This window comes from Bradyrhizobium sp. Kon56, from assembly GCF_055807635.1.
The window spans coordinates 232142-251550 of record NZ_JBVVOU010000008.1; the positions used below are offsets into that span (position 1 = coordinate 232142).

Below are 19409 nucleotides of genomic sequence, written 5' to 3' on the forward strand. Positions count from 1 at the left end.
GGCCCAAACAGAAAGCCCGGCGCGAGGGCCGGGCTTTCGTTGGCAACTTTAGTGCTTTTGGTGCCCGCCACCGGGACCGCCGGCCGGGGCACCGCCGCCGTGCGGCGCGGCGTTGATGTGAGGTGCGCCGCCGCCACCGCCGTGAGGCATCGCAGGCGCAGCCGCGCGCGGCGCAGGCATTTGGGCATGAGCGTTCATCGGCGAACCGTGGCCGACGTTCGGCTGAGCCACATGCGGCATCGCGGGCCGGCTTGCGGGAGCGGCTGATACGCGCGGCGCCTCATGTGGCCGCGCCATCGGCTGCGCACGCAGAGCCGCGCGGTGTGCGGCCTGCTCGTGCATGATGCGGGCCTGAGCGTCCCGCGGATTGCGGCTCTGCAGATTGGTCCGCTCATGCGCGATGCGGTCAGCTCGTCCCGCACGGCTCCGGTCCGTCGTCACCGGCGTCTCGTGCCTGGCGATGGCGGCGTCGTGCCGTGAAGTTGCGGCATCACGGCCGGAGACCGCGGCCGCGCCCTTGACACTTTCCTTGGCATTCGCGCCGTTGCGCCCGAGTGCGACCGCCGCATCGCGCGTTGCCGCGCGGCCGATGCGAGCCGCGCGTGGATCGATCGTCATCCGCGTCGCGTCGCGCTGATGCGAAGTCCAGTAGCTATTCCAGTGAGCATGCCGCCGATACCAGGGCCGCCCCTGATAATAGCTCGACCAGTACGAGGTCAGCACGAAGGGGACGATCGGCACGTCGACCTCGTCGACATAGTCAGGGAGATAGACGTAGTGATTGCGATAGAGATATTCGAGATATTGCGACGACACCCAGCCACGGTCATCCGAGAAGCTCACGTCGCACCAGGCGTTGCCGCGCAGGCAACCATGGATGTCGACGCGGGCGCCCTCGGGGATGCGATCGACCAGGGGAAAGCCCGAACCCGGCCCGGCGCGCAGGCCGGTCGAGACGGTGACCATGCCCGGTGCGGCCAGCGCGGCGGTCGGGGCGATCAGCAATGCGGCTAACAACACGCTTCGGAATTTCATGGCGGAGTCCTCCTCTTTCGAGTCGGAACGCGCCAGCGGAACGGGCGTTCCGGGTACGAAGGTCTCATTCGTCGAAAGATCGAGACGGATGCCGCGCGCGGTTCAATATTCATTCGCCGTTCATCGACACCGCGCGCAGAGAGAGCCTACGTGTGCGCCGCCGGCCCGTCAGTTCACTTGCAGCATGAAGCCGTCGAAGTACGCAGCAAGCGCAGCAAAATCATCGAGCGGCAGCACGGTCGCGACATACTGATCCGGCCGCACCACGACCATGCAGCCCGCCTTGCGGTCAATGCCGCGCATGGTGAAAACGTCCTGACCATTCTTGAGGTCCGGACAGAACATCTTCTCGTAGTCGATCAGGCCGTAGCGGCCCTTGCGCGGCAGCAGCAGCGCAGGCATCGCCTCGAGAGCGAGCTCGCGATGATCCTGCTGGAAGACCGCCCGCAGGTCGATCACGCTATCGATGTCGGCGACCGCGGGGGTGTAACGCCGGACCGGCGACTCCCGCGCATCGGAGAGAAAATTGCACAAGGCGCGAACGGCCGATCCGGTTGCTGCGGGATCCTCGGCGCCGGAGAAAGCGTAGATGCGGAAGCGGCCATCCGCCTGCGCAGCGTGACCGAGATGCACCGGCTTGGCATCCGCAAGCCGGATCACCGGTGCGGAATGAAATCGCGTGCCGATGACGAGGCCTTGCGCGAGATGCTGGTGGGACGTCGCTCCCGTCAGAACCGACGGGCGGTAATGCGTCGCCGTGCCCGCGGTGTAGCGACCGTGCCTCACGAAATAGTCCTGCGTCCTGGCGGCGTCGGCGCCGCCGGCCTTGGCGGCGGACGCAAGAATCCCCGCCCATTCCCGGTCGAAATCGATCAGCTCTTTGGCAACCGCCTGGCGCTCGGCCGAATAGGAATGCAGCAGGCTCGGCGCAGACTGCTTCCGCAAAACGGCAGCGAGCTTCCAGCCGAGATTGAAAGCGTCCTGCATCGAGACGTTCATGCCCTGCCCCGCCTTCGGGCTGTGGGTGTGGCAGGCATCGCCGGCGATGAATATCCGCGGCAGACGCGTAGCCATCTCGGTCTCCGGCACGTCGTCGAACTTGTCGGTCAGGCGCTGGCCGATCTCGTAGACCGACCACCACGCGATCTCCTTCACATCGAGCGTATGCGGCTTCAGGATCCGCTGCGCTTTCGCGATCACGTCGTCGGCGGTGATATTGCGATTGGCGACGCGCTCGCCGATGTCGAGCTTGGCGAGCTCGACATAGAGGCGGACCATGTAGCCGCCCTCGCGCGGAATGATCAGCAGGCTACCGTCCTTCGCCGACTGAATCAGGGCCTTGAAGCGGATGTCGGGAAAATCGGTCACCGCCAGCACGTCCATCACGCCCCAGGCATGATTGGCGGAATCGCCGAGCAACTCGCGACCGATCGATTTGCGCACCGTGCTGCGGGCGCCGTCGCAGCCGACGACATAGCGCGCCTTGATCGTCTCGACCTTGCCCTCGTTCTCGGCATCGACCCGTTCGAGCCGCGCCGTCACGGCATGGTCGGCGGGACCCGCGGCCGGATCGACCTGAAGGTCGAGCAGGCGCCGACTGTAATGGGGCTCGAGCCTGCCCGGCGCCTTGCGCATGACGTCGAGAAAGCCGTCATGGATGCGCGCCTGGTTGAGAATAACGTGCGGGAATTCCGACAAACCGTCCTCGACGTCCTGCACCCGGCCGCTGCGGACGATATGTTCCGGCACCCGCTCGTCCGGCTTCCAGAATGTCGTCTCGTTCACCCAACAGGCTTCCTTCAGGACGCGCTCGCTGAATCCGAAGGCGTGGAACATCTCCATGGTGCGGCATGCGATGCCGTCGGCCTGCCCGACCAGCAAGCGGCCCGGCTTCTGCTCGACGATGCAGGTCTTGATGTCGGCAAACTGCGCAAGCTGGGCCGCAAGCGTCAGGCCCGCAGGGCCACAGCCGACGATGAGGACATCGACCTCTTCGGGCACGCCCCCCGTTGCGCCAGAAGGCTGAATGCGCGCGGCGGGATCGGCGATTTCGGGGTCGCCCGGCTGAAATCCATTGAGATGGAATTGCATGAGCACCTCTCCCGCCGATGTTCTGCTTGGATATTGCTCAGTATGCTGACTATCAGTATACTTGTCAACGATCCCGGCCGTCCCGCCCCAACGGAGAAATTCGGTGAAAGACAACAACGACATGCCCGGACATCTGGCGCGCCGATTCCAGCAGATCGCGGTCGCGGTGTTTTTGGCCGAGGTCGGGGATGCCGGCTTCGACCTCACGCCGGTGCAATACGCCGCGCTCGCGACCATCAAGGCCAATCCGGGGCTCGACCAGGTGACGCTCGCGGGATTGATCGCCTACGACCGCACCACCATCACCGGCGTGATCGACCGGCTCGTGCAGAAGGGGCTCGCGGAGCGCCGCGCCTCGCGCCGCGACCGCCGTGCCCGCGAGCTCGAGATCACCGACGAAGGCCGCCGCACGCTGCGCAAGATCACGCCGGCCGTCGAATCCGCGCAACGCATCATGCTGCGTGGCCTCAGCGCGAAGGAAGGTGAGGATCTGATGCGCCTCCTGCACAAGGCGATCGCCGCCGGCAACGAACTCAGCCGCGCCCCGCTGCGCGGAGTGCAGGCATAGAGCGTTTTCGAGCGAGGTGGATACCGCTTCGCGTCAAGAAAACGTGCCAAGACAGAAAGCCCCGTAATTCTACCCCTCATTGTCGCAGTATCGCGAAACCAGGAACTAACCTTCGGCTGTTACGGTCGACGGCATTCGGCGTTTAACGCGCGATTAACTTTGCCGATCTGGAGTTTCGGATGTTCAGGTTCCTCATTGCGGCGGCGGCGATCGCGCTCTCGACCGCTCCGGCGCTCGCGAATGGCCATGGCGGCGGCGATGCCCCTCCGCCGCCGAAGCCCGCGACGTCACCGGCGAAAGTCATCCTGACCAAGCAGGGCCCCACGCTCGTGGACCTCAACGGCATGACGCTCTACTATTACGAGCGCGATACCACCGGCAAGACGTCGAACTGCAACGGGAAATGCGTCGAGAGCTGGGTGCCGCTGCCCGCAACGGCCGATGCCAAAGCGGTCGGCGACTTCACCGTGATCAACCGTAACGACGGCAGCAAGATGTGGGCCTATCGCTATCGTCCGCTCTACACCTCGCCGGCCGACAAGGCGCCGGGCGAGGCCAATGGCAATGCCACGACGCTGCAATGGCGCGTCGCCCGTCCCGAGAACTAGGGCGACCTCACCCGCGCCAGCTGGGCCGCGCCTCGACTTGCGCGTTCTGTCCGGGCGGCAGCACCACGACCATTGAGTTGAGCTTCACCCGGTCATAGAGATCGATCACGTCCTCGTTGCGCATCCGGATGCATCCGGACGAGATCGCCTGCCCGATATATTCCGGCTGGTTGGTGCCGTGGATGCGGTAGAGCGTGTCCTTGTTGCCGGCATAGAGATAGATGCCGCGAGCCCCCAGCGGATTGGCGGGACCGCCGGGCACGCGCGCCGGATAGGGTCCGAGCCGCGCCTGGATGTCCGCCGTCGGAACCCAATCCGGCCATTCCGCTAGACGACCGACCCGCGCGACTCCGGAGAACGCCATGGCCTCCTCGCCGACCGCGACGCCGTAGCGGATCGCCTTGCCTTCGGGCAGCACGAAATAGAGATAGCGCGCATCGGTATCGACCAGGATCGTGCCCGGCTGCTCCTTGCGCGGATAATCGACGATATGACGGAGATATTGCTCGGGCACGTTTGCTTGCGCGTAAGGCGTATGCGCCAGCAACTGCCGGTCGCGGGTCGTCATGCTCGCGTCCGTCGATGGCGAAAGCGTCGTCTGCATGCAGCCGCCCAACGGAAGCATGGCAAGGACGAGTAGAACGAATAAGGATCTTGGCACCGCCGGCCCCGATAGCGATAGCAGCGCCCCCAGCAACACCAGATGCTGCCAAAATCGTGCTGAAAACAAGGCATTGTGGAACAATTACGCGTGTTGTCTGAGGCGGGTTCCATCACCACAAACGGCGCAAGAGCGTCGCACAGTCTCCATCCCCTCGCCTTGCTTTGGTCAAACCCGGCTGGACTCGTGGGTCATGGTGCTTGGGCCTCATCGGATTTGGGGATTTGGATGGGCCCACCTCAACGGATCTGCTCGCGCCAATGCGAACGACCGATACCTCAATACTCAACACCTGGGGCTTCAAAACACCCAGGCTTCAAAGGAGCTGCGATGCTCGCGACGCTGAACTCTCGGCAAATCGTCGATGAGATCGTGAAGGACACGGTCACGAACAACGACCCGCACGACGCGGTGCAGATTTCGCCTGACATTTTGCTGGCCTCGCGCCCTCTCAGCGTTGCGCCCGCGCTCGCGCCTGAGATCACGACCCGTCCGGAACCCAAAATAGATCCGGCGTTCCTGCTGAAGCCCAGAATGAATCCGGAGCCGAAGTTCAGTCCCGTCGCGGAGCCGCAGCCGGCAGCGCCCTCGGTCGACACCGCCGTGCGCGTTGCGGCCGGTGATGGTCTCAGCCGGCAGAAGCGCTCCTCCGCTGGCAAATGGCTGCGCGGCGCGTTCGTCACGATGCTGTTTGCGGGCGGAAGCGCGGCCGCCACTGTCGCCTGGCAGAAACATGGCGACACCGCAAGACAGATGCTCGCCGAATGGACCCCGGCATTGGCGTCGCTGCTGCCTTCGACCTCGCAGACCGCACCGCTCGCCGCCGCACAGGCTGCGCCGCCTGCGGACCAGGCCGCAACGGATCAAGCCACAACGGATCAAGCGGCCGATCAATCTGCGGCTCCGCCTGCAACCCAGCTTGCAGCAGCAGTGCCCCCGGCAACACAACCCGATCCTGTACAATCGGTGCAGTCGATGACGCGCGATCTCACCGCGATGGCGCAACAGATCGAGCAGCTCAAGGCCAACATCGCCGAGTTGAAGGCCGGGCAGGAGCAGATGGCACGCGAGATGGCGAAGCCGCCCGCGCCGAAGCCGGTGGCCGATACGAAGCCGCGCGTCGATCCGCGCGCGCAAATGTCCGCGCTACCGCCGGGGCCCGCGGCGCCGCCGGTTCGCAAACCGAAGCCGGTCGTGTCGCACACCTACATGCCGGCTTATTCGCCGGCGCCGCTCGCTCCGCCGCCGCCGGCCTCGCAGGCTGCCGCAGCCCCACCGCCCGCTGCCATGACGACGCAAGCCGTTGCCGACGACGACGGACCTGTCGTGCGCCCGCCAATGCCGCTGCGCTGAACCATCGTCACGCGACGACACGAAGCGTCGCGCCAACGATGCTGCCCGAGTCGATGTGATGCGTTGAATCCGGATGACTACGGGAAGCGAGCTTCGATCGTTTTCCATCAAGAGAAAAGGCCGTCGGGATCTATGCCGGCGGCCTTCTCTTGCAGCTGCCGGTTCCCGGAGCCCGGTTCTGCTGCAATTCCATGCCTCATGATCACGCCGACATATTTAATAAAATCTTAACACGCTTGAATGCTGCACATCATTTCTGCGCCATAAGCATAGAGATTGCGCGCGCCGTTCATTCGATAAACATCGACTCAGTGGTACCATCGGTCATGTGTTGAAACGTCCACCCGAAGCTCAATTCGTCACACCGGGGAATTCGGATGCCCTACTATTCCTTCGATCTCGTGGTTGGTGAAGAGTTCAAGAACCAGGGCGGTATCATCCTCGAAGACATCGAGGTCGCCTCCGATCGCGCCGTTCAACTGGCTACCGAGCTGTCGCAGGTGAAGCCCGAGCTGCAAAGCAAGGGTTGCGCTGTGCGCGTCACCGACCGCGATCACAAAGAGGTCTATCGCACGCCGCTGGATCCGGTGCCGGCCTGGCGGCGCTAGCTCGCCGGCCGGCTTCGCGGGCGCACGCCATCCCCATTGCGGAGCGGCGCGGCAGCCGCTAGCCTTCCCGAAAATTCGGGGAGGTACCAAGGATGCGCACTGGTTTTCTGATGACGGCCCTGTTGCTGCTGGCCGCGCCCGCTCAAGCGGCCGACCATCCACGTTCGACCTATGTCACGTTGGTCTTGCAGGCCTTCGCCGCCAAGGTCGAATGTCCGGGCACCGATATCGCCTACCAGGATCTGGTGCAGAAGGCGGAGCAGATGCAGTTGCCCGAAGGCACCACCGAGAAGGTCCGCAAGGCGATCGCCTGGATGCACACGGGTGGCAAGATGGGCGAGAAGCAGGACGACGATCTGATGGCCGAGGTCGCGGTGGCCACCCAGGCGACCGACCTCAACCAACGCCGCCTCGGCATGCACGGCTGGTGCGAGGCCCAGAAGACCAACCTCGCCGGCCTGATCCGCAGCAAGGGCGGCTAGCGTGATCGCGCGGCGTTAAGCACGCCGCGCCGGAATTTTTGCTTCGGCCAATAATCGTCACATTTCTCGCCAGCATGCGGCTCTTTTCGAACTCGAACAGGGGAGCCCCATGCGGATCAACCATGTCCTTCTCGCGGTCGCGTTTGCCGTCGCACCGATGCTGACTGCGCCCGTGCTGGCGAAGAATTCCAATGCCCAGAAGGGCGAGGACAAATCGACCTCGTCTTCGTCGTGTAGCGCTTATCAGCAGGCGCCGGATGGCTCGTGGGAGCCGCTCCCCTGCAAGGAGACGGGCGAGCGCTCCCAGCCGCAGACACAGAATCGCACTTCGCCGCAGGGCGCTGACCGCGGGGAGCGTTGAACGCGGGGGAGTGTCAGCTCTGGTGCGGACCGCGGATGATCTTCATCGCGTCCGCGATGTGACGCCACTCTTTGGCCTCGTCGGCCTCGCCGCGGCCCTCACAAGCCCTGGCCTGTTCGGCGGCCTTCGCGATCGCAGCAAAACCATGCTGTTCCAGCATCTGGCGCGCGACGGTGTGGACCTGGACCTCGGTCATCATGGGCGTTCTCCCGTTTGACGAAACCGCGGTGCATCGCGCCGCCGCGGGTTTTTCACAACGATTGAGCCCCGGACCTCGTTCCGTAGCGTTCATGTCGGCGCGCAAAGGCGGCCCGCTATGCCCAGCGGACCGCCTTTTCACCCACCCCAATTTGAAGCGTCGCGGCTGAGGTCCCTAGCCGGCCGCCGCGCGCTTGCGCTCGAAATCGTTGGGCACCTCGATATCGACCTCGAGGGTCGAGACCTCGTCGCCGCGATCGAGCCGGACAATGACCTTGGTCGGGTCCAGCGTGACGTGCCTGGAGACGACCGCGAGAATTTCCTCACGCAGCACACCGAGCAGATCGGGCTGGCCGCGCAGTCCGCGTTCATGGGCAAGCAGGATCTGCAACCGTTCGCGCGCGACGGGTGCAGAGGCCTTGTTGCCGCGGAGAAGCCGAAGCAGACCCATGCTCATGCGGCCCTCCGTCGCAGCAGGCGGTCCATGAAGCCTTTGCGCTCGGTCGGCACCTGCATCGGCACGGTGTCGCCGCAGAGCCGCCGCGCCGCATCGATATAGGCCCGCGCCGGGGCGCCTTCCGCGTTCGACAGCGTCACGGGCGTGCCGACGTTGGAGGCGCGCAGCACGTCCTGGCTCTCGGGGATGATGCCGAGCAAAGGTGTTGCAAGAATTTCGAGGATGTCCTCGATGGTCAGCATCTCGCCGCGCGCGGCGCGCGAGGGATCATAGCGGGTGATGAGAATGTGCTTCTCGACCCGCTCGCCCTTCTCGGCCCGCACCGTCTTGGAATCGAGCATGCCGATGATGCGATCGGAATCGCGCACCGAGGAGACTTCGGGATTGGTGACGATCACGGCTTCGTCGGCAAAGCGCATCGCCATGGAGGCGCCGCGCTCGATGCCGGCCGGACTGTCGCAGATCACCCAGTCGAAACGGCTGCGCAGATCGTCGATGACCTTGCCCACGCCCTCTTCGGTCAGCGCGTCCTTGTCGCGGGTTTGCGAGGCCGGCAGCAGCCAGAGGTTCTCCAGCCGCTTGTCCTTGATCAGGGCCTGCGGCAGCTTTGCGACGCCCTGCACCACGTTGATGAGGTCGAACACGACGCGGCGTTCGGCGCCCATCACGAGGTCGAGGTTGCGCAAGCCGACGTCGAAATCGACGACGACGACCTTTTCGCCGCGCTGCGCGAGCGCAGCCCCCAGTGCGGCGGTCGTCGTGGTCTTTCCGACGCCCCCCTTGCCTGACGTCACGACCAGTACCTTGGCCATCTCTCAAATCTCCTTCTGGTCAGTTCAGCGCAGTAATTCGCATGGTGTTGCCCTGCAGCCAGGCCTGGGCCGGCTTGCCGCGCAGGGCCGCGTCGATATCGTCGGCGGTCTGGTAAAAACCATCGATTGCAAGCAGTTCGGCCTCGATCTTCTGACAATAGATGCGCGCGCTCGTGTGACCGTTCACGCCCGCCATGGCGCGGCCGCGCAGCGCGCCGTAGATGTGAATGGAGCCGCCGGCGACGACCTCGGCGCCGGAGCCGACCGAACCCAAAATGGTGACGTCGCCTTCGGGGAAGATCACGGTCTGGCCCGACCGCACGGGGGTCTCGAGCAGCAGCGAGGTCGGCTTGGTCTCGACCTTTGCCTCGACCTTCTTGGGCGCACTCGGCTCGACCACGCAGCTGCGCCCGCCCGAAAGCAGCGGCGGCATCATGGGGTTCAACCGGCCCTCCTCCACGCCCTCGATCCCGAGCACGCGGATGTTGCGGTCCTGAAGGCTGGTGAGCAGATGGCCGATGCCGGACTGGCTGAGATCGACCGAGGACAGGTCGATCACCACGGGGCGGCCGGCGAAGAAGCCCGGCGAGCGCGCGATGGTGGTGTCGATCTCCTGCAGCCAGTCCTGGATGGGAACCGTCGGCACGAAGACGAAGGCCACATAGGAGCGCCCGCGCAGGCGAACCATTTGGCGTTGAGGTTTTACTGCAGCCTCCATAGCGGCCGACTCGTTCCCTGTTATTGAATGGTTAACGATGCCGCCGATATGGTTAATGGCCGGTTAATTTCTCCGTGGGTTACGTGGCATGGAAGCGCACCAAGGGCGTTGAGCAGGCGCTCTCGCCCCGCACAACGGTCATCGCCCGCAAAGGCGGGCGATCCAGTACTCCGAGACGGTTGCGGGTCAGCCGAAAGGCTGCGGCGTACTGGATGCCCCGGTCAAGCCGGGGCATGACAGCGGAATGTGGGGCCGGCGCGGCGACCAGCCCCCTACTTCTTCACCTTGCTCGCATCCATCTTGATGGCGGGGTCCAGCATCTTGGTCGTGAACGCCGTCGTGACGTCGAACGGCTTCTCCATGCCGAGATAGGTCTGGACCAGATCGTAGTCCTTCTTCATCCGCTCGCCGTCGATCCAGCCGAGTGCCTTCGTCGTCGTGAATTCGTCCGTCATCAGGAACTTGATGCGCTCCCACTGGCGCTCCTGGTTCTCCTTGTCGAGACCGGAGACCTGATCGAGCAGCGCCTTCAGGCAGGGCGCGGCGTCGGCGACGCAAGTCGCGAAGGCCTTTTGCGTGACCCGCACGAACTCCTCGACCAGCTTCGGGTTCTTCTGCAAATAGCCACCGTTGACGATCAGCGAATTGCCGTAAGGATTGAGCCCGATGTCCTTCCAATTGACGTAGCCGAGATCGCTTCCGAACTCGATCACCTTCAAATCGTGCTCGTTGTAGAAGTCGCTGATGATGTCGACCGTATGGCTCTTGAGCGCGGCGATCTTCGCCGTCGGCCCGACATTGACGAAGCCGACGGAGTCGGGCGCAAGCCCTGCAGCCTTGGCGAAGGCCGGCCACATCACACGCGAGGCGTCCCCGGGCGGATTGCCGATCTTGTGGCCGGCAAAATCCTTCACCCCGTTCACGCCGTAGCTCTTCAACCAGTAGAAGGTCTGGCCGGTGTTGGCGTAGACGCTCATCACGGCAACAGCGTCAGCCCCCTTGCTCTTCGCCACCAGCATGGTGGCGAGATCGGCGACGCCGAAGGGCGAGCCGCCGGAGCCGACCTTGGCGGCGGAGACGCCGGAGCCCTTGCCGACCTCGATGGTCAGATCGATGCCCGCTTTCTCGTACCAGCCTTGCGCCTTGGCGTAATAATAGGGCGAGTGATCGGCCGTCGGCGCCCAGTTCAGAATCAGATTGACCGCCTCGCCCGCGTTCGCGGGCACGACTGGTGATCCGAGCATCAGGGCCACCGCCAGGGCCGAGCCCGCCGCCTGCAAACGCTTCATCGCATCTCTCCTCGTTGCCCGCGACCGGCTTGTCGCTCTCCCCCCGTGAGGATACCAATGCAACAAGGCCGCCCTCAACTTGTCAACTGTTTGGTTGGAAATGCCCCCAAAACGTTCAGGCGACACCGTGCCGCAGCGGCGCGACCCGGTCGCCACACGCAAGAAGCTGCTCACCGCGGCGCGCGAGGAGTTCGCCCGGCACGGCTTTGCCGGCGCCCGCGTCGACGAGATCGCAGAGCGCGCCGGTGTCAACAAGCAGCTCGTCTACCATTATTTCGGCGACAAGGACGCGCTCTATCTCGCCGTGCTCGAATGGGTTTACGCCGATATCCGCGAGCAGGAACGTCAGCTCAATCTCGAAGGCCTGCCGCCGGGAAAGGCGATCCGGAAACTGATCGAGGCCTCGTTCGATTACCTCGCGACGAACCCCGATTTCATCGTGCTTCTGAACGACGAGAACCGCGGCGGTGCCCGCCACGTCCGCGGCTCGACGCGGCTGGAGGCGATGCATTCGCCGCTGGTGAAGAGCGTGTCCCACATCCTTCACGAAGGCGTCCGCGCCGGCATGTTCCGCAAGGGGATCGACCCGATCCAGCTCTATATCTCCATCGCGGGCCTCAGCTATTTCTATCTCTCCAACACGCCGACGCTGTCGGCGATCTTCGGCAAGGACCTGTCGAGCCGGGCCGCGCGCCGCGCCCGCCGCCGGCACGTCGCCGATCTCGTGCTGCATTCGCTCCGGCCATAATCAACCAACTGGTTGAAACTTCCCTCCGGGACGGCTAGGCTTGCGACCAGCGGCAAGGTGACCGCTGACAACAGGGAGCAACCGGTGACAGGAGACGGCGCCCGCAATACGCGCAGCTTTGCGATCGTCCTAATCGTGCACTTCGCCGTGCTGGTGCTCTGGCAGGTGCTGGTCGATGCCTTCCACGTCCCGAAGTTCATCCTGCCGTCGCCGCTCGCGACAATCCAGACGCTGGGAACCGCGAGCTACGCCTGGGGCGCCAACACGCTGGTGACGGCGATCGAGATCCTCGGCGGCTTTGCGCTCGGCGCCTTCGTCGGCGTGACGCTGGCCGTCATCTTCAGCTGGGCGCCGCTGATCAGCCTCGTGCTGCTGCCGCTGTTCGTGACGCTGAACATGATCCCGAAGGTCGCGCTTGGTCCGCTCCTCATCGTCTGGTTCTCCTACGGCATCGTGCCGAACATCCTGATCGCCTTCAGCATCTGCTTCTTCCCGATCCTGCTCACCACCGCGCGGGGCTTGCGCGAGGTCGAGCCGGATCTGCTCGACCTCGTCAAATCGCTGCGCGGCTCGCGCTGGACGCTGTTCCGCAAGATCCAGCTGCCGGGATCGCTGCCTTACATCTTCTCCGGAATGAAGGTCGGCGCCATCCTCGCGGTCGCCGGCGCCATAGTCGGCGAGTTCATCGCCTCCGAGCGCGGGCTCGGCTACCTCATGATCCAGGTGCAGTCGTCGCTCGACACGCCCGCGATGGTGATGGCCGTCGTGCTGCTCACCCTGCTCGGCGTCGCGCTTTACGGCTTCGTGCTCGTCCTCGAACGCATCTTCGTCGTCGGCGACGCAAGACAAACTTGAAGATCAAGGACCAAAACCATGCTCCTCACCCGCCAGAACCTGCCGAAGACCATCCCTGATATCGCTGCGCTCGACGATCTCCTGTGCCGGCCGACCCAGGCATTGATCGACGACCTCGCCCCGGTCGACGGCGACATCATGATCCTCGGCGTCGCCGGCAAGATGGGGCCGACGCTGGCGGGGCTTGCCAAGGCCGCAGCGCCCGATCGCCGTGTCATCGGCGTCGCCCGCTTCAGCGACGCCGGCGTCAAGGACTGGCTGCACGCGCGTGGCGTCGAGACTATCAATTGCGACCTAATGGACGAGACCGCGATTCAGGCGCTGCCGAAGGCGCCCAACATTGTCTTCATGGCCGGCCGCAAATTCGGCGCTGAGGGCGATCTCTCGCTGACCTGGGCGATGAATGCGCACGTGCCGGCACTGATCGCGCAGGCCTTCCCCTCGTCGCGGATCGTGGCGTTCTCGACCGGCTGCATCTATCCGTTCGTCCCCGTCGACGGCAAAGGATCGGGCGAGGACATGGCGCCGAACCCGCCCGGCGAGTACGCCCAGTCCTGCGTGGGCCGCGAGCGCATGTTCGAGTATTTTTCGCGCAAGTTCGGAACGCCCGGGCGGCTATTCCGCCTCAACTACGCGATCGACATGCGCTATGGCGTGCTGCACGACATCGCCTTGAAAGTGCTCACGGGCACGCCGATCGACCTCAGCATCGGTCATGTCAATTTCATCTGGCAGGGCGATGCCTCATCGCAGGCGCTGCGCTGCCTCGCGCATTGCACAGCGCCGACCTCGCCGATCAATGTCAGCGGCCACGAGATTTTGGCGGTGCGCGACCTCGCAGCAAGATTCGGCGCCAGGTTCGGCCGTATGCCGGTGCTGACAGGAAACGAAGAGCCGACCGCGTGGCTGACCGACACGTCCAAGGCAGTCGAGCTTTTCGGCCTGCCGGTCGTCGACACCGAGCAGCTGATCGCCTGGACGGCGGATTGGGTGTCGCGCGCCATGCCGAGCCTCGGCAAGCCCACCAAATACGAGGTGCGCGATGGACGCTACTGACGATCCGCGCATCATCCGGCTTGGCGTCGAGGATGCTGCGGCGGGCCTCGCGCTCTCGACAGAGGCGCACTGGAACCAGAATGAAGACGACTGGCGGTTTTTCTTGAGCGACGGCGTCGCGTTCGGCATCCGTGATGGCGCGCAACTGGTCGCGACCGCGGCGCTCCTGCCCTACCCGGGCGACAACGCCTGGATCAGCATGGTGCTGGTGACGGCAAGCCATCGCCGGCGCGGTCTCGCCACGCGGCTCGTCGATGCCTGCCTGGCGATGGCGCGCAAACGCGGCCTGACGAGCTGGCTCGACGCAACCCCGGACGGTGCTGCCGTCTATGGGCCGCTCGGGTTCACGCCGACCCTGCAATTGCGCCGGCTCAAGCTGGTGAAATCGGCATCCGCGTCCGGGCAGGCACCTTCATCCGCGACGCTCGACGCGCTCCGCGCGCGCGACCGGCGCGCCACGGGCCTCGATCGAACCGCCCTGCTCTCCAACTTCGCGCAGCGTTCCGGCTCGCGCATCGTCGCCGCGAACGGCGCCATCGCGTTGGTGCGCGACGGACGTACCGCGCGCCATATCGGCCCGCTGTTTGCCGACGACACCGCAGCCGCGCTGACCCTGGTCGAGGTAATCGCGCGATTGGAGACCGGGCCGCTGCTGCTCGATGCCGTCGCGTCGCACGCCGCGTTCCCTGAAGCATTGACCGCATCGGGCTGGAGCATCGAACGGCCGTTCCAGCGCATGCGGTTCGGCCCCGCCACTGCCGCAGGGGAAGACATGCCATTCGCCGTCGCCGGCCCTGAATTCGGATAGGACATCATGCACCACAGCCAGATCAACAGCGAGATCCGCAAGCTGATCGCCGACGGCACCGTCCTGCCGGCGCATCCCCTCGCGCTCACCGCCGAACGCCAGCTCGACAAAAAGCATCAGCGCGCGCTGACGCGCTATTACATCGAGGCCGGCTCCGGCGGCCTTGCGGTCGGCGTGCACACCACGCAGTTCGCGATCCGTGACGTCGGCCTCTATCGTCCCGTGCTCGAGTTCGCCGCCGAGACGGCGGCGAACTGGACCAAGCGTCCGCTGGCGCTGGTCGCGGGCCTCGCCGGTCCGACTAGGCAGGCCACCGCTGAAGCCCGCACCGCGCGCGACATCGGCTATCACGCAGGGCTCCTCAGTCTCGCTGCGATGAAGGGCGCGTCGGAGGACGAGATCATCGCGCATTGCGCAGCGGTCGCAGCCGAAATTCCGCTGGTCGGCTTCTATCTTCAGCCGGCGGTCGGCGGCGTGGTCCTGTCGAGCCGGTTCTGGCAGCGCTTTGCCTCGATCGACAATGTCATCGCGATCAAGATCGCGCCGTTCAACCGCTACCGGACCCTTGATGTTTTGCGCGGCGTCGCAGCAGCCGGCGCGCTCGACCGCGTTGCGCTCTATACCGGCAATGATGACCACATCCTGCTCGATTTGATGCTGCCGTTCGACCTCCGCGACAACGGCGTCACCACGCGCACTTATTTCAAAGGCGGCCTGCTCGGCCACTGGTCGGTGTGGACGGCGAGCGCGATCAAACAGTTCGAGCGCTGCAAAGCGGCACGGCACAAGGACAGCGTGCCGGCCGATTTGCTCGCGCTCGATGCCCGCGTCACCGATTGCAACAGCGCCTTCTTCGACGTCGCCAACGATTTTCACGGCTGCATCGCCGGCTGCCATGAGGTGCTGCGACGGCAGGGCCTGACGCAGGGCCTGTGGTGCCTCGATCCGAACGAGGGCCTGAGCCCCGGCCAGAAGGACGAGATCGAGCGCGTGTACCGCGAGCATTCCGACCTCAGCGACGACGCGTTCGTGGCCGCAAACTTGGATAAATGGCTGGCATGAGCTCAAGCCCCTTCATCAGCCTGCACGGCGTCCGCAAGGTCTATCGCAGCGGCGGCGCCGAATTCCTCGCGGTGTCCGACGTCACCATGGACGTGCAGGAGGGTGAGCTGGTCTCGCTGGTCGGCCCGTCCGGCTGCGGCAAGACCACCGTGATGAAGATTTTGGCCGGCTTGCACGACGCCGACGGCGGCACGGTGAAGATCGGCAACGCCAAAAGCCCGTTCGATCCGACCCGCGACATTGGCATGGTGTTCCAGCAGGCGTTGCTGCTGAAATGGCGGACCATCCTGGACAACGTGCTGCTGCCGGCAGAGATCGTCGGTCTTCCAATGAAGGCCGCGCGCGAGCGGGCGCGCGATCTGCTCAATCTGGTGGGTCTTGCCGGCTACGAGCAGAAATATCCGCGCGAGCTGTCCGGCGGCATGCAGCAGCGCACCGCCATCGCGCGCGCCTTCATTCACGACCCGAAACTGATCCTGATGGACGAGCCGTTCGGCGCGCTCGACGCCTTGACGCGCGAGCAGATGAATCTGGAGATGCTGCGGATCTGGCGCGAGAGCGGCAAGACCATCATCTTCATCACGCACTCGATCCAGGAGGCCGTGTTCCTGTCCTCGCACTGCGCCGTGCTGACGGCCGGACCTGCGAAGATGGCCGATTATTTCCCCATCGACCTGCCCTTCCCACGGGCTCTGCCGCTGAAAACGACGGACGCGTTCGGCGCCTATGCGCGGCGGATTTACGAGAAGCTGGGTTTGGGCGCGGCTTAATTCACCGCACGATAGATGCTGTAGGGTGGGCAAAGCGACTTGTCCGCCGTAGCTCGAAGAGCGAAGGCGGAAGCGTGCCCACCATGGCGAGGCAAGCAAGCAGTGGTGGGCACGGCGCAAGTGCGCCTTTGCCCACCCTACGGGAGTTTGCGCGATCAAGCCTTGTTGCGCATCTTGCCGAGCAGATAATTGTCGTAAAAATTCTCCGCGATCTGCGTGTAGAACAGCAGCTCCTTCATATAGGCGTCGTGGCTTTCCTTGGTGCGCTTGAACAGGTCGCTCTTGGTGGCGAGCTCGTTCAGATGGTCCTGGGTCGCGGTGTAGCAGGCCTCCAGCACCGGCTGCGGAAACGCCTTCAGCTCCGCGCCATTGGCGATCAGCCGCTTCAGCGCCGCCGGATTCACGCTGTCGTATTTCTCGAGCATCCAGGCGCCCGCGGCCGACGCGGCCTGGTTGACGATCGCCTGGTACTGCTTCGGCAGCGACGCCCACTTCTCGTCGTTGACGATCATGTGCAGCATGGCGCCGCCTTCCCACCAGCCGGGGAAGTAGTAATATTTGGCGACCTTCTGGAAGCCGAGCTTCTCGTCGTCATAGGGGCCGACGAATTCGACTGCGTCGATCGTGCCCTTCTCCAGCGCCGGATAGATGTCGCCGCCCGCGATCTGCTGCGGGACCACGCCGAGCCGCGCCAGCACATGACCACCCATCCCGGCGATGCGGAATTTCAGGCCCTTGAGATCGTCGACGGTCTTGATCTCCTTGCGGAACCAGCCGCCCATCTGGGTGCCGGAATTGCCGCAGAGGATGGCGTGCGCCTTGAACGGCTTCAGCGCCTCGTTGGTGAGGTCGGCGCCGCCGCCGAAATGCCACCAGGATTCCTGATGGCGATGGTTCATGCCGAACGGCGCGCCGGTGGTATAGGCCAGCGCCGGCTCCTTGCCGATGTAGAAATAGAGCGGGGTCTGCGCCATGTCGACAGAAGCGGTGCTGACCGCATCGAGCGCCTGCAGGCCGGGAACGAGCTCGCCGGCCGCGAAGGTCTGGATCTGGAATTTGTTGTCGGTGGCCTCGGCAACATATTTCGCAAAAGTCTGAGCGGTGCCGTAGATAGTGTCCAGCGACTTCGGGAAGCTCGAGGTCAGGCGCCATTTGATCTCGGGCGCGCTTTGCGCGATCGCAGGTGCGGCAACCAGCGTCGTCGCGCCGGCAACCGCGCCGCCCTTGAGGAATGTACGGCGTTTCATGATGGTCTCTCCCTGAACTATGTTTCAACGTATCGGCTTGAGCGCGATCTTCGCAGACCATGGCCTGTTGCTATAGCGGAGTTCAACTAGTGAGCGGTAGCCCGGATGGAGCGCGGCGCAATCCGGGAATCTTCCCAAATTTCCCGTGTCGCTCTCAGAGCAGCTTGGCGCTCACAAACAGCGCGCGCACGGCGTTGGTCGCCTGCACCACGAGCATGGCGTTCTCGGCGGCGCCTTCGAGCGCCGCGACCGCGTCTTCATGCAGCGAGCGGAATTCCATCCACTCGACCGATTTGAAATTGGTGAGGAATTGATAGGCCTGGCCGACGGTCGCGATCGCCAGCGTGTCGCCGTTCAGCTTGATCTTGAACGTCGTGCGCAGCGGGGTCTCGGAACTTTGCGGATCACTCATGGGCTGCTTCTGGACGATGACGGCTTAACGAAAGGAAAACGGCAGCCCCGCCGTAGCAGGCCAATATCCGGAGCAGATATCAGGACTCGGTGCTCGCGCGCTGCGAGGCGGTCGCCGATGGGGTCAGCCTCGGCACCACGACCAGACGGTTGAACTCACCGTTGTCGTAGGCTTTCATGAATCGATCATAGTCCTTGATCGAAACGCAGCCGTTGGAGTCGCCACGAGGCCCGAGCATGTAATTGTGGGTGAGCAGGCCGACGCGGCCGAGCGCGCTGGTGCCCTCGGCGGGCGTCAAGCGCAGTGCGCGGACGCCGTGAAACAGTTTTTCGCGCGGCTTCAGGTCGTAGGTCGCAGGCGGGGTCGCGCCAACCATGCGCTGGTCGACGTGCTCCGGGTCGTCCATCAGCGCGCCCATGCCGGAATGCGCTTCCAGCGCGATGCCGCTCGGCAGGTAAAGCGCCTTGGCCGAGATGTCGTAGACCGCGGTGCGCGAATCGTAGCCAAGCGCGGCGAGATCCGGCGCCTTGCCGAACAGGCCGCTGTCGGGCGTCAGCGAGGCCAGCCTGATCTTGTCGGTGAATTTTTCGAAGAAATTGCGGTTGTCGACCCGGGGGTTGGTCTCGGCATAAGCCTGGCTCGAGGCAATCTGGGCGGAGATGTCCGCCTGGGGCGGGCGCGAGCGCGGCATCGGGATGGCGTCAGCACGCTGCGATTGTCTCGTCTCCTCGGACATATGCCGGTCGTCATCGGTCAGGGTCGAGCGCCAGTCGTCGCCCTGGAGCTTCTGGGCGAGCATCGCCTTGGCATCGCGCAATTTGAGCTGGACTGCATTGACCGCGGAGCGCTCCAGCGTTCGCAGGCCGAGCTCGCGGGCGGGCGGACTGCTGGAAGCCGAAGCGAATCGATCATCGAACGAAGGCGCATTGGCCGGCGGCAGTGCGGCGGTGACCAGCGAGGCCGAACCGCCGATATCCGCGACCCAGGCGGCAGCGCCCAGTGCCAGCGCGACGGCGGCCAGAGACAGCAATATCGTCTCGGCTCGCCCAATACGGCGGCGCGACAATAGCCCCTCGGCTCGTGCCCGGTCGGAAACCATCAGATCCCCAAAATCGACCCCCGAGGGGACCCACCCCCACCCGGAGATTCTCTACCAGCTACCACATTGGGAGCCAAAAGTTAGGCATAATCGCGGCCGGCAAGGGCCCCG

Annotated in this window: 23 protein-coding genes; 12 read left to right on the forward strand and 11 right to left on the reverse strand. The window is 64.7% G+C overall.

The features are described from left to right. Nucleotides 1-48: 48 nt before the first annotated feature. Together AC0L3B_RS16040 and AC0L3B_RS16045 are read right to left on the reverse strand one after the other, a co-directional pair. Nucleotides 49-1035: an SH3 domain-containing protein gene (locus AC0L3B_RS16040; RefSeq protein WP_247395241.1), complete on the reverse strand. Its 987-nt coding sequence runs from the start codon at nt 1033-1035 to the stop codon at nt 49-51. Nucleotides 1036-1203: 168 nt separating this feature from the next. Then, the gene (locus tag AC0L3B_RS16045) at nt 1204-3126 is read right to left on the reverse strand and encodes an FAD-binding monooxygenase (protein ID WP_473380707.1); all 1923 of its coding nucleotides are present in this window, start codon (nt 3124-3126) and stop codon (nt 1204-1206) included. Between the two features lie 103 nt (nt 3127-3229). Between AC0L3B_RS16045 and AC0L3B_RS16050 the strand changes: the two genes are divergently transcribed. Next, nucleotides 3230-3694, forward strand: a complete 465-nt coding sequence (locus AC0L3B_RS16050) for a MarR family winged helix-turn-helix transcriptional regulator (protein WP_247370942.1) — start codon at nt 3230-3232, stop codon at nt 3692-3694. 179 nt (nt 3695-3873) lie between these two features. Further along, complete coding sequence (locus AC0L3B_RS16055; protein ID WP_018454539.1) at nt 3874-4302, forward strand: COG4315 family predicted lipoprotein; 429 nt, start codon at nt 3874-3876, stop codon at nt 4300-4302. A 7-nt stretch (nt 4303-4309) separates the two neighbouring features. Here the strand turns inward: AC0L3B_RS16055 and AC0L3B_RS16060 are convergent, their stop codons facing one another. Then, entirely contained in the window at nt 4310-4927 is a 618-nt protein-coding gene (locus AC0L3B_RS16060; protein ID WP_018454540.1) for a L,D-transpeptidase, read from the reverse strand. A gap of 366 nt (nt 4928-5293) precedes the next feature. Between AC0L3B_RS16060 and AC0L3B_RS16065 the strand changes: the two genes are divergently transcribed. From AC0L3B_RS16065 to AC0L3B_RS16080, 4 genes are all read left to right on the forward strand, one after another. After that, the gene (locus tag AC0L3B_RS16065) at nt 5294-6316 is read left to right on the forward strand and encodes a hypothetical protein (protein WP_473380708.1); all 1023 of its coding nucleotides are present in this window, start codon (nt 5294-5296) and stop codon (nt 6314-6316) included. 377 nt (nt 6317-6693) lie between these two features. Continuing rightward, the gene (locus tag AC0L3B_RS16070; RefSeq protein ID WP_007591727.1) at nt 6694-6924 is read left to right on the forward strand and encodes a DUF6894 family protein; all 231 of its coding nucleotides are present in this window, start codon (nt 6694-6696) and stop codon (nt 6922-6924) included. 92 nt (nt 6925-7016) lie between these two features. Continuing rightward, the gene (locus tag AC0L3B_RS16075; RefSeq protein ID WP_247370936.1) at nt 7017-7406 is read left to right on the forward strand and encodes a hypothetical protein; all 390 of its coding nucleotides are present in this window, start codon (nt 7017-7019) and stop codon (nt 7404-7406) included. 109 nt (nt 7407-7515) lie between these two features. Then, nucleotides 7516-7767, forward strand: coding sequence for a hypothetical protein (locus AC0L3B_RS16080; protein ID WP_018454543.1), 252 nt, complete (start codon nt 7516-7518; stop codon nt 7765-7767). A 13-nt stretch (nt 7768-7780) separates the two neighbouring features. Here AC0L3B_RS16080 and AC0L3B_RS16085 read toward each other — a convergent pair whose 3' ends face one another. From AC0L3B_RS16085 to AC0L3B_RS16105, 5 genes are all read right to left on the reverse strand, one after another. After that, nucleotides 7781-7966: a hypothetical protein gene (locus AC0L3B_RS16085; protein WP_018454544.1), complete on the reverse strand. Its 186-nt coding sequence runs from the start codon at nt 7964-7966 to the stop codon at nt 7781-7783. A 174-nt stretch (nt 7967-8140) separates the two neighbouring features. After that, nucleotides 8141-8422 (reverse strand): cell division topological specificity factor MinE, encoded by a 282-nt coding sequence (minE, locus tag AC0L3B_RS16090; protein WP_007591739.1) that lies wholly within the window; start codon nt 8420-8422, stop codon nt 8141-8143. Further along, on the reverse strand, nt 8419-9234 hold the full coding sequence (gene minD / locus AC0L3B_RS16095; RefSeq protein ID WP_007591740.1) for a septum site-determining protein MinD: 816 nt from the start codon (nt 9232-9234) through the stop codon (nt 8419-8421). The genes minE and minD overlap by 4 nt, the downstream gene beginning before the upstream one ends. Before the next feature lie 19 nt (nt 9235-9253). Then, nucleotides 9254-9952, reverse strand: a complete 699-nt coding sequence (minC, locus tag AC0L3B_RS16100) for a septum site-determining protein MinC (protein ID WP_247368629.1) — start codon at nt 9950-9952, stop codon at nt 9254-9256. 272 nt (nt 9953-10224) lie between these two features. Further along, nucleotides 10225-11241, reverse strand: coding sequence for an ABC transporter substrate-binding protein (locus AC0L3B_RS16105; protein ID WP_247368631.1), 1017 nt, complete (start codon nt 11239-11241; stop codon nt 10225-10227). 100 nt (nt 11242-11341) lie between these two features. Here AC0L3B_RS16105 and AC0L3B_RS16110 point away from each other — a divergent pair, with 100 nt between their 5' ends. From AC0L3B_RS16110 to AC0L3B_RS16135, 6 genes are all read left to right on the forward strand, one after another. After that, complete coding sequence (locus tag AC0L3B_RS16110; RefSeq protein ID WP_473380709.1) at nt 11342-11989, forward strand: TetR/AcrR family transcriptional regulator; 648 nt, start codon at nt 11342-11344, stop codon at nt 11987-11989. A gap of 84 nt (nt 11990-12073) precedes the next feature. Continuing rightward, nucleotides 12074-12844 (forward strand): ABC transporter permease, encoded by a 771-nt coding sequence (locus AC0L3B_RS16115; protein WP_026232760.1) that lies wholly within the window; start codon nt 12074-12076, stop codon nt 12842-12844. A gap of 18 nt (nt 12845-12862) precedes the next feature. After that, nucleotides 12863-13900, forward strand: coding sequence for an NAD-dependent epimerase/dehydratase family protein (locus AC0L3B_RS16120; protein ID WP_247395245.1), 1038 nt, complete (start codon nt 12863-12865; stop codon nt 13898-13900). Continuing rightward, nucleotides 13887-14708 carry a GNAT family N-acetyltransferase gene (locus tag AC0L3B_RS16125; RefSeq protein ID WP_247395246.1) on the forward strand — a complete coding sequence of 274 codons (822 nt, stop codon included), beginning with the start codon at nt 13887-13889 and terminating at the stop codon, nt 14706-14708. Before AC0L3B_RS16120 ends, AC0L3B_RS16125 begins: the two co-directional genes overlap by 14 nt. A 6-nt stretch (nt 14709-14714) precedes the next feature. Then, nucleotides 14715-15770, forward strand: a complete 1056-nt coding sequence (locus tag AC0L3B_RS16130) for a dihydrodipicolinate synthase family protein (RefSeq protein WP_473380710.1) — start codon at nt 14715-14717, stop codon at nt 15768-15770. Further along, nucleotides 15758-16540, forward strand: a complete 783-nt coding sequence (locus tag AC0L3B_RS16135; protein ID WP_018454552.1) for an ABC transporter ATP-binding protein — start codon at nt 15758-15760, stop codon at nt 16538-16540. Before AC0L3B_RS16130 ends, AC0L3B_RS16135 begins: the two co-directional genes overlap by 13 nt. Before the next feature lie 155 nt (nt 16541-16695). Here the strand turns inward: AC0L3B_RS16135 and AC0L3B_RS16140 are convergent, their stop codons facing one another. The 3 genes from AC0L3B_RS16140 to AC0L3B_RS16150 form a co-directional block, all read right to left on the reverse strand. Then, nucleotides 16696-17787 (reverse strand): TRAP transporter substrate-binding protein, encoded by a 1092-nt coding sequence (locus AC0L3B_RS16140; RefSeq protein ID WP_473380711.1) that lies wholly within the window; start codon nt 17785-17787, stop codon nt 16696-16698. 154 nt (nt 17788-17941) lie between these two features. Further along, the gene (locus AC0L3B_RS16145; RefSeq protein WP_007609546.1) at nt 17942-18199 is read right to left on the reverse strand and encodes a hypothetical protein; all 258 of its coding nucleotides are present in this window, start codon (nt 18197-18199) and stop codon (nt 17942-17944) included. Between the two features lie 79 nt (nt 18200-18278). Continuing rightward, complete coding sequence (locus tag AC0L3B_RS16150) at nt 18279-19229, reverse strand: DUF2778 domain-containing protein (protein WP_085354381.1); 951 nt, start codon at nt 19227-19229, stop codon at nt 18279-18281. Between the last annotated feature and the right edge of the window lie 180 nt (nt 19230-19409).

Bases quoted from the DNA above. Each gene is read 5' to 3' on its own strand.
- AC0L3B_RS16040 (WP_247395241.1), bottom strand. From the start codon at position 1,035: ATGAAATTCCGAAGCGTGTTGTTAGCCGCATTGCTGATCGCCCCGACC.
- AC0L3B_RS16045 (WP_473380707.1), bottom strand. From the start codon at position 3,126: ATGCAATTCCATCTCAATGGATTTCAGCCGGGCGACCCCGAAATCGCC.
- AC0L3B_RS16055 (WP_018454539.1), top strand. From the start codon at position 3,874: ATGTTCAGGTTCCTCATTGCGGCGGCGGCGATCGCGCTCTCGACCGCT.
- AC0L3B_RS16060 (WP_018454540.1), bottom strand. From the start codon at position 4,927: ATGCTTCCGTTGGGCGGCTGCATGCAGACGACGCTTTCGCCATCGACG.
- AC0L3B_RS16065 (WP_473380708.1), top strand. From the start codon at position 5,294: ATGCTCGCGACGCTGAACTCTCGGCAAATCGTCGATGAGATCGTGAAG.
- AC0L3B_RS16070 (WP_007591727.1), top strand. From the start codon at position 6,694: ATGCCCTACTATTCCTTCGATCTCGTGGTTGGTGAAGAGTTCAAGAAC.
- AC0L3B_RS16075 (WP_247370936.1), top strand. From the start codon at position 7,017: ATGCGCACTGGTTTTCTGATGACGGCCCTGTTGCTGCTGGCCGCGCCC.
- AC0L3B_RS16080 (WP_018454543.1), top strand. From the start codon at position 7,516: ATGCGGATCAACCATGTCCTTCTCGCGGTCGCGTTTGCCGTCGCACCG.
- AC0L3B_RS16085 (WP_018454544.1), bottom strand. From the start codon at position 7,966: ATGATGACCGAGGTCCAGGTCCACACCGTCGCGCGCCAGATGCTGGAA.
- minE (WP_007591739.1), bottom strand. From the start codon at position 8,422: ATGAGCATGGGTCTGCTTCGGCTTCTCCGCGGCAACAAGGCCTCTGCA.
- minD (WP_007591740.1), bottom strand. From the start codon at position 9,234: ATGGCCAAGGTACTGGTCGTGACGTCAGGCAAGGGGGGCGTCGGAAAG.
- minC (WP_247368629.1), bottom strand. From the start codon at position 9,952: ATGGAGGCTGCAGTAAAACCTCAACGCCAAATGGTTCGCCTGCGCGGG.
- AC0L3B_RS16105 (WP_247368631.1), bottom strand. From the start codon at position 11,241: ATGAAGCGTTTGCAGGCGGCGGGCTCGGCCCTGGCGGTGGCCCTGATG.
- AC0L3B_RS16110 (WP_473380709.1), top strand. From the start codon at position 11,342: ATGCCCCCAAAACGTTCAGGCGACACCGTGCCGCAGCGGCGCGACCCG.
- AC0L3B_RS16120 (WP_247395245.1), top strand. From the start codon at position 12,863: ATGCTCCTCACCCGCCAGAACCTGCCGAAGACCATCCCTGATATCGCT.
- AC0L3B_RS16125 (WP_247395246.1), top strand. From the start codon at position 13,887: ATGGACGCTACTGACGATCCGCGCATCATCCGGCTTGGCGTCGAGGAT.
- AC0L3B_RS16130 (WP_473380710.1), top strand. From the start codon at position 14,715: ATGCACCACAGCCAGATCAACAGCGAGATCCGCAAGCTGATCGCCGAC.
- AC0L3B_RS16135 (WP_018454552.1), top strand. From the start codon at position 15,758: ATGGCTGGCATGAGCTCAAGCCCCTTCATCAGCCTGCACGGCGTCCGC.
- AC0L3B_RS16140 (WP_473380711.1), bottom strand. From the start codon at position 17,787: ATGAAACGCCGTACATTCCTCAAGGGCGGCGCGGTTGCCGGCGCGACG.
- AC0L3B_RS16145 (WP_007609546.1), bottom strand. From the start codon at position 18,199: ATGAGTGATCCGCAAAGTTCCGAGACCCCGCTGCGCACGACGTTCAAG.